This is a genomic window from Gemmatimonadota bacterium, assembly GCA_016714015.1.
GTDB lineage: Bacteria > Gemmatimonadota > Gemmatimonadetes > Gemmatimonadales > Gemmatimonadaceae > Pseudogemmatithrix.
In genome coordinates, this window is sequence record JADJNZ010000001.1 from 738,828 (window position 1) to 752,466 (window position 13,639).

At 70.8% G+C, this 13,639-nt stretch carries 10 protein-coding genes; 6 read left to right on the forward strand and 4 right to left on the reverse strand.

Going from position 1 to position 13,639, the window contains the following annotated elements; genetic code table 11:
• Nucleotides 1-43 precede the first annotated feature (43 nt).
• On the reverse strand, nt 44-2,818 hold the full coding sequence (locus IPJ78_03155; GenBank protein ID MBK7905539.1) for a peptidase: 2,775 nt from the start codon (nt 2,816-2,818) through the stop codon (nt 44-46).
• Between the two features lie 152 nt (nt 2,819-2,970).
• Here IPJ78_03155 and IPJ78_03160 point away from each other — a divergent pair, with 152 nt between their 5' ends.
• Nucleotides 2,971-4,509: an aminopeptidase P family protein gene (locus IPJ78_03160; protein ID MBK7905540.1), complete on the forward strand. Its 1,539-nt coding sequence runs from the start codon at nt 2,971-2,973 to the stop codon at nt 4,507-4,509.
• Here IPJ78_03160 and IPJ78_03165 read toward each other — a convergent pair.
• Nucleotides 4,481-6,328, reverse strand: coding sequence for a M61 family metallopeptidase (locus IPJ78_03165; protein MBK7905541.1), 1,848 nt, complete (start codon nt 6,326-6,328; stop codon nt 4,481-4,483). The genes IPJ78_03160 and IPJ78_03165 overlap by 29 nt on opposite strands.
• Before the next feature lie 114 nt (nt 6,329-6,442).
• On the opposite strand from IPJ78_03165, the gene IPJ78_03170 reads away from it, so the two are divergent.
• Nucleotides 6,443-6,940, forward strand: a complete 498-nt coding sequence (locus tag IPJ78_03170) for a hypothetical protein (protein MBK7905542.1) — start codon at nt 6,443-6,445, stop codon at nt 6,938-6,940.
• 15 nt (nt 6,941-6,955) lie between these two features.
• Here IPJ78_03170 and IPJ78_03175 read toward each other — a convergent pair whose 3' ends face one another.
• Complete coding sequence (locus IPJ78_03175; protein MBK7905543.1) at nt 6,956-7,852, reverse strand: glycerophosphodiester phosphodiesterase; 897 nt, start codon at nt 7,850-7,852, stop codon at nt 6,956-6,958.
• Nucleotides 7,853-7,908: 56 nt separating this feature from the next.
• Here IPJ78_03175 and IPJ78_03180 point away from each other — a divergent pair, with 56 nt between their 5' ends.
• The 4 genes from IPJ78_03180 to IPJ78_03195 all read left to right on the forward strand — a co-directional run bounded on the left by IPJ78_03180 (nt 7,909) and on the right by IPJ78_03195 (nt 13,024).
• Nucleotides 7,909-9,819 (forward strand): M61 family metallopeptidase, encoded by a 1,911-nt coding sequence (locus tag IPJ78_03180; GenBank protein MBK7905544.1) that lies wholly within the window; start codon nt 7,909-7,911, stop codon nt 9,817-9,819.
• 61 nt (nt 9,820-9,880) lie between these two features.
• Entirely contained in the window at nt 9,881-11,560 is a 1,680-nt protein-coding gene (locus tag IPJ78_03185; GenBank protein ID MBK7905545.1) for an amidohydrolase, read from the forward strand.
• The gene (locus IPJ78_03190) at nt 11,557-11,943 is read left to right on the forward strand and encodes a hypothetical protein (GenBank protein ID MBK7905546.1); all 387 of its coding nucleotides are present in this window, start codon (nt 11,557-11,559) and stop codon (nt 11,941-11,943) included. Before IPJ78_03185 ends, IPJ78_03190 begins: the two co-directional genes overlap by 4 nt.
• 10 nt (nt 11,944-11,953) lie before the next feature.
• A complete protein-coding gene (locus tag IPJ78_03195; GenBank protein ID MBK7905547.1) occupies nt 11,954-13,024 on the forward strand; it encodes a M42 family metallopeptidase in 1,071 nt (356 codons plus the stop codon).
• On the opposite strand, the gene IPJ78_03200 is transcribed toward IPJ78_03195, so the two are convergent.
• Complete coding sequence (locus IPJ78_03200) at nt 13,011-13,634, reverse strand: HEAT repeat domain-containing protein (GenBank protein MBK7905548.1); 624 nt, start codon at nt 13,632-13,634, stop codon at nt 13,011-13,013. The genes IPJ78_03195 and IPJ78_03200 overlap by 14 nt on opposite strands.
• Nucleotides 13,635-13,639: the final 5 nt, after the last annotated feature.

Genomic DNA, 13,639 nt, shown 5'->3' on the forward strand with positions numbered 1-13,639 from the left:
GCCTCTCGGCCCCCGCCCCGCCTGTTCGTTCACCACGATCGAGCTACATCGTCGGCTTGTTCGCCCCGATCAGCCCGTTGAAGACCAGCTTGAAGGTCCCCGCCGGCTGCGCGCGGAAGAGCGCTTCTGGACCGATCAGGCGCACCGTGCCGCGCCCGACCGTCGCGTCCGCCGCCGCCACACCGCCCTCGAGGTAGTTCTGGCCCCACGCCCAGCCGCTGCGCAACGGGGTCGCGGTGTCGAACCACATCAACGGCTTCACGCCGCGCGCGAGCGCGTCCGGCGCGAGCCGGAAGACGGGGCTGTTGTCGTACATCACGATCGCGCGCGTGCCCATGCCGACGGTGGCCGGCTGCTTGTTGTCCACCGCCACTTCCAGCAACGAACCCGGCACGTAGAACTTCGTGTTCCCGAGGTCGCGCGGGGCACCGTTCGGCGCGGACTCGACGAGATGGTTCGAGAGCGGGAGATCGAGATGCTCGGCGATGTTCGTCGAGCTGCCGATGGTGATGATGATGCCGCCGTTCTCGACGAACTTGCGGATCTCGGGGATGGAGCGCTGCGCCGAGATGTTGCCGACGGTGCGACGCAGTTCGGCGGGGAGCGAGGCCGTATCCGGCCCGCCGCCACCGAAGCCGCCGCGGCCGCCTGCGGGCGCGCCGGTCTGCCGCGCCGGGATCGCGCCGTCGACGAAGACGATCGCGTCGTACTTGCTGTTGAGGTTGCCCGCGTCGATGTCCTGCGCGTAGACGACGGTGAAGTTGAATTCGTACTGCTCGAGCAGGAAGCGCGTCCAACCGGCCGGCATGGAGCCGCCGTAGCGATCCCAGAGCGCGACGCGGAGCGACTTGACCGGCGTCGCGCCCGCGGCGGCTCCGGCGGTGAAGTTGAGCCCGAGCTCGCGCGCGGCGCGCTCGACGATGGGACGGCTCGTCCCGTTGCTCGGGATGATCCAGGTGCCGTCGGCGGCGCGGGAGACGGTCGCGCCGGCCTTGAGCAGGCGGTTCACGGCGATGAACGCGTCGTTCGTCGCGCCCGAAAGCGCCCAGGTGCCGCCGCTCGCGACGGTGCCCGCCGAGGGCTTCACGCGCTCGAGCGGCGGGATCCGCGTGAGCGGGCCCGTGACGTTGTCGAGGACGCGGTCGAACTTCACGCCCATCTGCATCGCGAGCGTCCAGCCGGCGTTGTCGTACGGCGGCGTCGGCGCGCCACCGGGCACGCGGAAGTCGTCCGGATGATCCTGCGGCTCGAACATGTCGAGCACGTGCGAGCCGAAGGCCTGCGCGGTGCGCACCACGTAGGAGTTCGCCGGGTACTGCTTGCCGCCGTGCGAGAACGCCGCAGTGGCGCGCTCGACGTCGATGCCGTTCTTCTGCAGCGCGACGATGAAGCGCACCGCGGTGGGGAAGTCCGCCTGGTCGGCCGGGATGATGTACGCACGCGGATCGCGGCGCTCCGGCGAATGCAGCGTGTTGTAGAGCGCCTGCGCCGCCTCGCCCGAGCGCGACTGCCCGGCGCCGGCGAAGCCACCGCCGGCGACCGGCCCCTCACCGCCGCCGGTGTTGCGCGCGCGGTTCTCGGCGGCCATCTGGTTCTGGATCGCCTCGATGCGACGCGGCCAGACGGTCCAGCTGTCGGTGCCGCCCTTCACGATCTGGTCATGGCCCATCTTCCAGATGTTGTAGAGGAAGTGGTCCTTGTTGCGCGCCACGACGTCGAGCACGGCGTAGTTGGCCGTGACCGAGTAGTCGATCGACTGGCGGAACTTCCACGGCCCCGGCTTCACGGGGAGCGGGACATCCGCCTGCGGGAGCTGGCGGTTCGGGACGAACGGGATCTCGATCGGCGTCGGGTTGCCGATCGTCTCGGTGAGGAGCCCGATCATGTTGTGGAAGTAGGCCGTCGTGCGAAGCCCGCCGTTCCACCAGGTGGAGTAGCCGGTCGTCGCGCGCATCACGACGCCGCCCTTGTCCTCGAGCACGAAGCGGTTGTGCATCGCGCTGCCGACGATGTCGAGGCCGGTGCGGATGAGCGGGTGCAGGTTGTAGTTCATCGGGTCGCGGAACGGCGGCGCGAACATCACCGTCCCCGAGGGCCCCGTCTGGTGATGGTTGTACATCACCTGCGGATACCACTCGGTGTACAGCACCCGGTTCATGTTCTCCGACTCGGGCTGCGATGCGAGGTAGAAGTCGCGGTTGTTGTCGTGGCCGATGTACTTCTGGTAGAGCCGCGGGATGTTCATGTTGCGACGGCGCGGGTCGGACTCGCGCATGTACCAGTTGCTCACCAGCTCCATGCCGTCCGGATTCGCGTGGACCATCACGATGATCAGGTCGTTGCGGAGCCGGGTCGTCTCCTCGTCGTCGCGCGAGACGAGCTGCCAGTTGGTCTCGATGAGCTGCTGCGCCCCGAGCACCTCGGTCGCGTGCAGGCCGCCGTCGATCCAGACGATGCCCTTCCCTTCCTTGGCCAGCTGTGCCGCCTGCGCGGAGGTGATGCCCTCGGCGCGGGCGAGCTGCTCGGCGATGCGCCGGTACTTCTCCTTGTTCCGAAGGTTCTCCGGACTCGAGACGATCGCCATCAGCTGCGGACGCCCCTCGGCGGAGAAGCCGATGGTGTCGAGCTCCATGCGATCGGACTCGCCGGCGAGCTTCTGCCAGTACTCGACGAACCTGGTGTAGTTGGGAAGGACGTAGTCGGCGCCGATCTCGTGGCCGAAGAAGTCCTTGGGGGACGTGAGACGCTGCTGGGCGGCTGCCGAGAGGGACAGGACCGCGGTGAGCGCCAGCGCATGACGAACGGAGCGCCAGGACATCGTGGGGTGACTCCCTGAGGTGAGGGGTGCGAGCCTTAGTCTACGTTGGCCGGGGCCGGTCCGCTGGCCCCGTGCGGACTCCCCCGACCCGCGCCATCTTGTGGGACGTCCGATCGCCGTGCGATCGCCTCGCGACCATCCCGGAGTCCCCAGTGCGCCGTCCACCCCTCCCCTCCACGCTGCGCCAGCGCGCGCGTCATCTCGCCGCCACCGGCGCCGTCCTCGCGCTGCTCGCGCTCGGCGCCGGACCGCTCACCGCGCAGGTCGCGCAGGCGGAGTTCGCCGCGCGCCGCACCGCGCTGCTTGACGCGCTCCCCGACGGCGTGGTGCTCGTACTAGGGAATGGCGAGCCCAATCCCGACTACATCCCGTTCCACCAGCATCCGCACTTCTTCTATCTCACCGGTTTCGACGAGCCGGGCGGCGCCCTCGTGATGGTGAAGCAGGGCGCCTCCCGCCGCACGATCCTCTTCGTGCGCGGCCGCAATCCGGCACAGGAGGTCTGGAACGGCGCGCGTCTGGGCGTGGACGGCGTGCGGAGCACGATGGGCATCGAAGGGCGCGACGCGACCGGTCTCCGCACCGTCGTCGACTCGCTCCTGGCGACGAGCCGGACGCTGCACGTGCTCGGCGACATCGGCGCCCGCATGACGGAACGCTCCGTGCATGACCAGTTCGTGGACGCGGTCGCCCAGGCGAACGCCGGCGTGACGGTGGACTCGCGCACGGCCTCGCGGGCGATCCTCCAGCTCCGCGGCAGGAAGAGCACCGCGGAGCTCGAGCGGATCCGCATCGCGAGCGAGATCAGTGCGCGGGGCCACCTCGCGGCCTTCCGGCTCGTGCAGCCGGGCATCGGCGAGTTCGAGCTCCAGGCGGCGGCCGAGGGCGCGTGGCGCGCCGAGGGGGCGGACGGACCGTCGTATGGCACGATCGTGGGCTCGGGGCCCAACTCCACCACGCTGCACTACAACCGCAACGACCGCACCGCGCAGGCCGGCGAGGTGATCGTGATGGACATGGCGGCCTACTTCGACAACTACGCGGCCGACATCACCCGGACGGTCCCGGTCAGCGGCCGGTTCACGAAGGAACAGCGCGATGTCTACACCATCGTCCTCGACGCGCACAAGGCGGCCGAGCGGCAGATCCGCGTCGACGGCCCGGCGCGCGCGATGACCGACTCGTCCAACGCGGCGCTCGCCGCCGGACTCACCGCGCTCGGACTCATCGAGTCCCCGACCGCGACCTACGACTGCGGCACCGCCGACCAGCCGCGCAGCTGCCCGCAGATCGGCCTCTACTACATGCACGGCCTCGGCCACGGCATCGGCCTGCTAGTGCACGACCCCGACCAGTACACCACGACTGGGAAGTTCGCGGTGGGTAGCGCGTTCACGATCGAGCCCGGCCTCTACGTGCGCGGCAACCTGCTCGACATCATCACCGACACGCCACGCAATCGCGAGGTGAAGGCGAAGATCGGCGCGGCGGTGCGCCGCTACGCCGACATCGGCGTGCGCATCGAGGACGACTATCTCGTCACGGCGAACGGGGTGCTGCGTCCGAGCGCGATCGTCCCGCGCGAGATCGACGAGGTGGAGAAGGTGCTCGCCGAGCCGCGCACGCGCCGCGACCCCGCGGTGGTGGAGCGCTACCGCCGCTTCAAGAGCGGCCGCCAGCAGGCGCCGTAGCCGCGGCGCCACGCCCCCGCAGGATCCCCGCGCGCACGCGTCGTGCGCGCGGGCTCGGGTTCGCGACCGGCGCGACGTGGCGGTCGATCAGCGTCGTCACCTCGACCGTCACGTCGATCCGCAGGGTGCCGCCGCCCCGACGCACCTCGAGCGTCATCAGCGCGCCGGGACGCTTCCCCCAGAAGTCGCGCCACGCGTCGCCGAAACTCGGGTCGAGGGTGGACCGGCCACCGATCGCGGTGATCACGTCATCCACGCGGAGCCCGGCGCGCGCGCCCGCCCCCAGCGAGTCGATCGCATGCACGCGCACCCCCAGCGAGTCGGCGCGCAGCAGGGCGCCGAGCCGGGGCTCGTGGGTGGAGTCCTCGACGATGCGCCAGCCGGCGAGCGGGAGCCACTCGTGCCACGGGTAGACCGCGCGCCCGTCCACATACCGCTGCTCGAACGGCCCGAACGCCTTCCCGCCCGCCGCGCGTGTGACGGCGTTCCAGAAGTCATCGCCGGTGAAGCCGCGTCCCGCCTTCCAGGTGCTCGTCCACAGCTCGCGCATCACGTCATCGAGCCCGCGTGCGCCGTCGGAGGCATCACGGATCAGGATGTCCAGCGCGAGCCCGGCGAGCGATCCCTTGTCGTAGTAGAGATCGGCGGTGCCGTCCGTGACCCCGAGCCAGCTCTGCAGCGACGCGTCCTCGAGGGCGATCTCCGGGACGTTCGCGACGTGATCGATCTTGCCGAGCGTCGCGGAGAGGAAGCCCGCCTCGTCGATGAGCCCGCTGCGGACCAGTGCGAGGTCGGCGTAGTAGTCGGTGATCCCCTCGCTCATCCAGAGCCATGGCGTCGACTGCATGCGCTCGTAGTGGTACGGCGTGAGGTCAGCGGGACGCAGTCGCTTCACGTTCCACGCGTGCACGATCTCGTGCACATGGATCGCGACGACGAACGGTTCGTCCAGGTACTCGGTCCCGACGATCGCGAGTTCGCTCTCGGCGTGCTCGAGCGCGCCCATCCCGCCGTACCCCGAGTCGGCGACCTGAAGGACGGTGTAGCTGCGCCAAGGCACTTCGCCGAACACCGCGGCGACGGGTGCGACGCTCCGGCTCAGCGCGCTCCAGAGCCGCGCACGACGCTCGCCGCTCACCGACCCTTCAGGATAGGTCGCGAGCCGCATCCACCGCTCCGCGACGCGCAGGCTGTCGAGGTCGAATCGACCGACGAAGAACGGATGATCCATCAGGTCGTGCACGTCTCGCGCGGAGTAGCTGTTCGGGGTGGCGGCGGAGGTCATCCCGGTCGCGACGCGCCACGCCGGCTCGGTGCGGACCTGCACCGTCGCGGGCGTGTCCGGATGCCCCTCGACCATGAGGAAGACGGTGGTGCCGTTGAAGAAGCCGAAGTCCTCCCGGGTCCAGGCGCGCGCGTTGTCGAGGGTGTCCGCCTTCACGCGATAGGTCAGGGTGATCTCGCCGCGCCCGGACGGGATGATCCGCCAGGTGTCGGGATCGAGCTTGTCCCATCGCAGCTCGCGCCCTCCCTGCCGCGCGGTGAATGCCGACACCTGCCGCGCGAAGTTCGCGATCTCGTACGAGCCAGGCGTCCAGGCGGGCATCGACAGGAGCACCGGGTCACGACCCTCCACGCGGAAGCTGGCGGTCACGCGCAGGCTCTGCAGGAACGCCTCCTCGGCGGCGAGCTGGACCTCGAATCGGAGCGCCGAGACGGGGGCGGACCGGAGGGGCCGTTCCGTCGCCTGCGCCGCGACGACGGCAGGGCTCGCCATGAGGGAGATGAGGGCGATCGCTCGCCGGACGCTCGGGGGCATCGGGGAAGGCTCGGGGGTTCCCCCCTGCCACCGCAAGGCTCCTGGTGGCGTTCCCGTGCCGTCCGGCCGCGCTCAGTCGTCTTTGGCGTTGGACCCTTCCCTCCAGGCCCCGCCATGACCGCACCCACCGCCCGTTCACGCCCGCAGGAGCAGAAGCGACTCCATCTCGTGATGCGAGATGGGTCGCTGCTCGAGGGCCACGTTCATACCGCCGAGGATATGTCCCTCGTGACCTTCCTGGGGAGCCGGAAGGGCGGCTGGATGAACATGATGGATGCGCGCCGCCCCAAGCTGCAGGAGCCGCCCGGCCACCTGATCGTGCAGGCGGACCTCGTGGTGCTCGCCACCGCCCCAGACCACAACGTCAACGCCGTGAGCCAGGCGGTCACCGGCCAGGGCGAGCGCGAGGTGGAGCTGCACCTCGTCGGCGGCAAGCGCATCCGCGGCGTGATGTACCTCGCCCCGATGCAACGCATGAGCGACTACCTGCACCAGTGCGGCAAGTTCGCGGGGCTCTCGCGGGCGGTCTTGCTGCCCGAGCAGGCGGAACTCGGCGAGGTGGCGGTCAATACCGCGGCGATCGCGACGGTGGCGGAGGCGAAGGTCGAATAGCCGTTGCCGACGCGCTCAGCGCGGCGGCAACAGGCGTCGGAGCAGGCCGGGGCGATCGGTGAAGATGCCGTCCACCCCGAGATCGATCAGGGTCTCGAGTCGGGCCTCGTCGTTCACCGTATACGGGTGGACCGCGAGGCCCTTCGCATGAGCGGCGGCGACCAGGCGCGCGTCGACGAGCCGGTGGTTCGGCCCTATGGCCTTCGCGTACCGCGCCACTTGCGTGAGCGCCGAGTCGAGTCGGACGTCCGGGACCGAGTCGCTCACCAGTTGGACCAAGGCGACCTCCGGCGCGAGCGCGTGGAAGCGGACGAGTCCGTCGGGGAAGAAGCACTGCACGAGCAACCGGCCCGGCCTGGCGCCCGCGCCGACCAGCCCGTGCGCGACCAGCGCTGCGTGCAGCTGCCGCTCCATCCCGGGGGCGCGATCGGGATCCTTGAGCTCGATGTAGAGTCGGGCGCGAGCGCCGTAGCGGGCGAGGACGTCGTCGAGCGTCGCGAGGCGGAGCGTGTCGTACGCCGGCCGCGCCCGGTCGGGATGCCGTTCATTGAACCACCGCCCCACGTCGCACCGGCGGAGTCGCGCCAGCGTGTGCGCGGCGACGGGGCCGGTGCAGTCCTCCGCGGGCCCGCGCGCGACGCGGTCGAGTGAGTCGTCATGGAACACGACGAGCACGCTGTCGGCCGTGCGTTGCAGGTCGAACTCGAGCCAGTCGGCCCCTTGCTCGAGCGCGAGATCCCAGGCGGCGAACGTGTGCTCAGGCGCATCCCAACTCGCGCCGCGGTGCGCGATCACCGCCACGTCACCTGGCACCTGCCGTGACACCTGGCGTGGCGCCTCACCGCAGGCTACGGCGCCGACGAGCACGAGGAGGGTGACCGGGAGGAGGCGGCGGAGGCGGGGCCGTGACATACTCCACATTCTCACGAGTCGGTGCCAACTTCCAGCATCCCTCCGTCACGGTCACGATGCGAAACCTCGGATCCCTCCCCGTCCGGCTCGTCAGCCTGGGCCTGCTGCTCGTCGCCTCGCCCGTCGGCGTGCGAGGCCAGGCGTCGCCGGTTCCCGCCGCCCAGCCGGCCGCACCCGCCCGACCGGTCCTCTACGACATCCGCTTCCCCAACGCCGTGCACCGCGAGGCGGAGGTGACGGTCACCTTCCACACCGTGCCGACCGGCCCGCTCCGTGTGCGCATGGCCCGCAGTTCTCCGGGACGCTACGCGCTGCACGAGTTCGCCAAGAACGTCTATGCGGTGAAGGCGGCGACGCTCACCGGGCGCCCGCTGGTGGTCACGCGGGTCTCCCCGCACGAGTGGGTCGTGACCGGGCATCAGGGAGCCGTGGTGTTCGGCTACACGCTCTATGCCGACCGCGCCGACGGTACCTACGCCGGGATCGACGAGACGCGTGCGCACCTCAACATCCCGGCGACGTTCGCCTTCGCGCCGGCGCTGGCGACGCGGGCCGTCGAGGTCACGTTCCATCGGCCGGATCCCTCCTGGCGGATCGCGACGCAGCTCGAGCCCACCGACGACCCCGAGCGCTTCAAGGCGCCCAACCTGCAGTACTTCATGGACTCGCCCACGCACCTGGGACGGCTCGACGTGCGCGAGTGGACCGTGACGAGCGGCGGCCGGACACAGACCATCCGCCTCGCGCTCGATCACACGGGGACCGAGTCCGAGGCCACCCAGTTCACCGAGATGACCAAGAAGGTCGTCCTGGAGGCCGCCGCGCTCTTCGGCGAGCTCCCGGCGTTCGACTTCGGCACCTACACCTTCGTCGCCTGCTATCGCAGCAACTGCGCCGGCGACGGGATGGAGCACCGCAACTCGACCTCGGTCACGTCGAGCGCCTCGCTCGCGCAGAACGCGATGGGCCTCCTCGGGACGGTCTCGCACGAGTTCTTCCACGCGTGGAACGTCGAGCGCATCCGGCCGCGGTCGCTCGAGCCGTTCGACTTCACCGAGGCCAACATGAGCGGCGAGCTCTGGCTCGCCGAGGGGTTCACGAACTACTTCGGCCCGCTGATCATCGCACGCGCGGGGCTCATCACGCCGAATGACTACGCCCGCCGGCTGGGCGGGGCGATCAACACGCTCACCACTTCGCCGGCGCGGACCTTCGCCGGCGCCGTCGGCATGGCGCAGCAGGCCCCGTTCGTCGACGCGGCCGTCTCGATCGACCCCAACAACCGGCAGAACACGTTCATCTCGTACTACACCTACGGCGAGGCCCTCGGGATCGCGCTCGACCTGACGCTCCGCGCGCGGACGCCGGCGGTGACGCTCGACGACTTCATGCGCGAGATGTGGGTGCGGCACGGCAAGGCGCAGACCGCGGCGCTTGCGCCGGCGCGGCCCTACACGCTCGCCGACGCGGAGCGCGCGCTCGCGACCGTGACGAAGGACAGCGCGTTCGCGCAGCGATTCTTCCGCGACTACGTCGTCGGCGGCGCGCTGCCGGACTACGCGCCGCTGCTCGAGCATGCCGGCTTCCTGCTGCGGCCCGCGCGGCCGGGGAAGGCGTGGATGGGCGACACGCGCCTCTCGGCGTCCCAGGGCGAGGTCATCGTCGCCGGCCCGACGACGATCGGCTCGCCGATGTACGTCGCTGGCATCGCGGCCGGCGCACGGATCACGCGCGTGGGCGAGAAGGTGATCTCGACCACGCAGGATCTCCTCTCCGCGATCGGGGATCGGAAGCCCGGCGACACGGTCCGCCTGACGTGGATCGGGCGCGCGGGCGAGACGTCGGCACTGGTGAAGCTGGGCGAGGACCCGAACGTCGAGGTGGTGGCGTTCGAGGATGCGGGGCGGACGCCGACCGCGGCGCAACTCGCGTTCCGTGCGGCCTGGGTCGGCAGCCGCCAGCGCTAGTGCCACACCGCATCACCGCGCAGGATCATCGATGGCTGCACTCCCACTCCCGGACCACCTGATGCGCGCCTTCCGCTCCCTTGCCCTCCTCGCCGTCGCCGCGCTCCCGCTCGCGGCGCAGGGCCCGTCGGCGTCGCCGGCCGACCTCGTCGTCACCAATGGCCGCATCTACACGGCCGACGGCGCGCGTCCCGTCGTTGACGCGATGGCCATCCGACGCGGTCGCGTGGTCTTCGTCGGTGACCGCGCGGGTGCGCGCGCGCTCACCGGCCCCAACACGCAGACCCTCGACCTGCAGGGTCGCACCGTGATCCCCGGCATGACGGACGCCCACGCGCACGTGACCGGCCTCGGGCAGTCGCTGCGATCGGTCGATCTCGTCGGCACGACCTCCTACGAGCAGGTCATCGCGCGCGTGGCGGAGAAGGCGAGGACCACGCCCAAGGGCGAGTGGATCATCGGGCGCGGCTGGGACCAGAACGACTGGGGCGACACGCGATGGCCGGCCCATGCGGCGCTCTCGCGCGCCGTGCCCGACCATCCGGTCTACCTCGCGCGCGTCGATGGCCACGCGGGGCTCGTGAACGCGCTCGCGCTCCAGAAGGCGGGCATCACCCGGGCGACCGCGAACCCGACCGGCGGCGAGATCATCCGCGACGCGGCCGGGGAACCGGCCGGCGTGCTCGTGGACAACGCGCAGGACCTCGTCGGGCGCGCGATCCCCGCCGCGACGCGCGCGCAGGTGAAGGAGATGATCAAGGCGGCGATCACCGAGATGCACCGCTGGGGCCTCACCGGCGTCCACGACGCCGGCGCCTCGGCGCAGGTGCTCGAGCTCTACGAGGAGCTCGGGCGCGAAGGCGCGCTCGGCATCCGCCTCTACGCGATGATCTCCGACGACGCCGCGACGATCGATGCCTGGTTCAAGCGCGGTCCGCAGAGCGCGCTGTACGACGGGACGCTCTGGGTGCGTTCGATCAAGCTCTACCAGGACGGGGCGCTCGGCTCCCGCGGTGCGGCGCTGCTCGAACCCTACTCCGACAACGCGGCCACCACGGGGTTGCTCGTCTCGCCTCCCGAGCACATCCGCGACGTCGCCACCCGCGCGCTGCGCGCCGGCTTCCAGGTCAACACGCACGCCATCGGCGACCGCGGCAACCGTCTCGTGCTCGACTCGTACGAGACCGCCTTGCGGGCCGTCCCCGTCGCGGACCACCGCTTCCGCGTCGAGCATGCGCAGATCCTCCATGCCGACGACATCCCGCGCTTCGCGGCCTTGGGCGTGATCCCCTCGATGCAGGCCTCGCACCAGACGAGCGACATGTACTGGGCCGGCACCCGGCTCGGCGACACGCGGCTCCGCGGCGCGTACGCCTGGCGCTCGCTCCTCGAGAGCGGCACGATCATCCCCAACGGCTCCGACTTCCCCGTCGAGTACGTCGATCCGCTCATCTCGTTCAAGGCGAGCGTCTCGCGACAGGATGCCCGCGGCTGGCCCGCCGGCGGCTGGTTCCCCGAGCAGCGCATGACGCGCGACGAGGCCCTCCGGTCGATGACCCTCTGGCCGGCGTACGCCGCCTTCCAGGAAGCTGAGCTCGGTTCGCTCGCCGCCGGCAAGCGCGCCGACTTCGTCGTGCTCGACCAGGACATCATGCGCGTCCCGGAGGCCATGCTCCCGGCCACGCGCGTGCTCTCGACCTGGGTCGGCGGCGCGCGCGTCTACGAGCGGGCACGCCCATGAAGCAGCTCTTCATCATCCGCATCGCGCTGATCTTCGGCGTCGCCATGTTCGCGGCGCTCACGGTCTTCCTGCGGCAGTCGGGGAACCTCCCCGAGCCGGACGCCGCGGCGCTCGAACGCATCGGCTACATGCGGTACGGCGTCTGGGGGCTCTCCGCCCTCGCCGTCGCCTGGGCCTTCCTGTGGAAGGCGCGCGCCGAGTCGGCGATGTCCGAGCAGGGCGCCGCGTCGTCGATGATCCTCGCCTGGGCACCCGGCGAGGGCGCCGCGATCCTCGGCGTCGTCACACACTTCCTCGGCGGCCCGATCGCCACGATGGCCTTCGGCATCCTCGCCTTCATCGTCGTGCTGCTGATCGCCCGCATCCCGACTCCTTCCCGCTGAGATCCTGCCGATGCTCAAGCCGTCCGCCGTCACCTTCCTCAAGACGTTGCTCGATACGCCTGGCCCCTCGGGATACGAGGCCGCCGCCGCCAAGGTCTGGCGGGACGAGGCCGGCACCTTCGCCGCCGAGGTGCATGCCGACGTGCACGGCAACTCGATGGCGGTCGTGAACCCCTCCGGGTCGCCGACGATCATGCTCGCCGGCCACATCGACGAGATCGGCGTGATCGTGACGTACATCGACGACGATGGCTACGTCTACATCGCGCCGATCGGCGGGTGGGATCCGCAGGTGCTCGTCGCCCAGCGCATCCGGTTCATCGGGCGCGACGGGCACGTGCTGGGCGCGGTGGGAAAGAAGCCGATCCATCTCATGAAGCCGGAGGACCGCGAGAAGGCCTCGAAGATGACCGACCTCTGGGTCGACATCGGCGCGACGACGCGGGCGCAGGCCGAGGCGGTGCTCTCCATCGGTGATGCCGGCGTGATCGACTCGCGCACGCTCGACTTCCCGAACGACCGGATCGTCTCGCGATCGATCGACGACCGGATCGGCGCCTTCGTCGTGCTCGAGGCGTTGCGCCGCTACGCCGCGGAGCCGGGGGAGGCGCGCGTGGTCGCGGTGGCGACGACGCAGGAGGAGATCGGTTATCACGGCGGCGGCGCGCGGGTCGCGGGCGAGCGGGTCGATCCGGCGATGGCGATCGTGGTCGACGTCACGTTCGCGACGGACCATCCCGGGATCGAGAAGAAGGAACTGGGCGACTCGAAGCTCGGGAGCGGCCCGGTGCTCACCCGCGGCTCGGTGGTCTCGCCCGTGGCCTTCCGGATCGTGCGGGATGCCGCGGAGCTGCTGCGCGTACCGTACACGCTGCACGCGGCCGGTCGCGAGACGAGCACCGATGCCGACGCGATCCACCTCGCGCGCCACGGCGTGGCGACGGCACTGCTCTCGGTGCCCAATCGCTACATGCACTCGCCCAACGAGATGGTGAGCCTCGTGGACCTCGACCATGCGGCGACGCTGATCGCCGGGGCGTGCCGCGCGGTGAGCGCGGCGACGGACTTCACGGCGCGATGACGGCGTTGACCTGAGTGGTCGGTCGCCGCTTGGCATGGGCGACCAGCCGCATGGAGGCCTGTCGCACCTCGCGATCGCGATCGTCGCGCAGCACCTGCACGGCGGCCATCGCCTGCGGGGTCCGGATGGCGACGAGCGCGATGCACGCTTGGATGCGCAGGCCCGAGGCATCGCGCTGGGGGTTGGCCGCCTGCCCCTGCGCGATGGCGATCAGCACGTGCACCGCCTCGGGCGTTCCGAGCGTCCCGAGGGCCGCCACGGTGGCGTAGAGGACCTCGCGATCCCGCTCGGTCTTGAGCAGCGGTTCGAGCAGTCCGAGCAGGCGCGGGTCCTTCCGCGACGCGAGTCCGGTCACCGCCCGCAGGCGCACCAGCGGCGACTCGTCCGCGAGCGCGAAGGCGACGGACTCGAAGGCGCCGTCGCCATCGAACCGCGAGAGCGCAGCGACCACGTCGCGCCGCGCGCGCGCGTCGGGATGCTCGAGCAGGTCGTCGAGGGCGAGCTCGCTCGGAGTGTCGCGCAGGGCGCCGAGGATGGCGATCGCCTGGCGCACGATGATCTCGTTCGGATCGCCGACCTGCGTCCGGAGCGCCTCGTGAGCGCGCGGCAACCCGC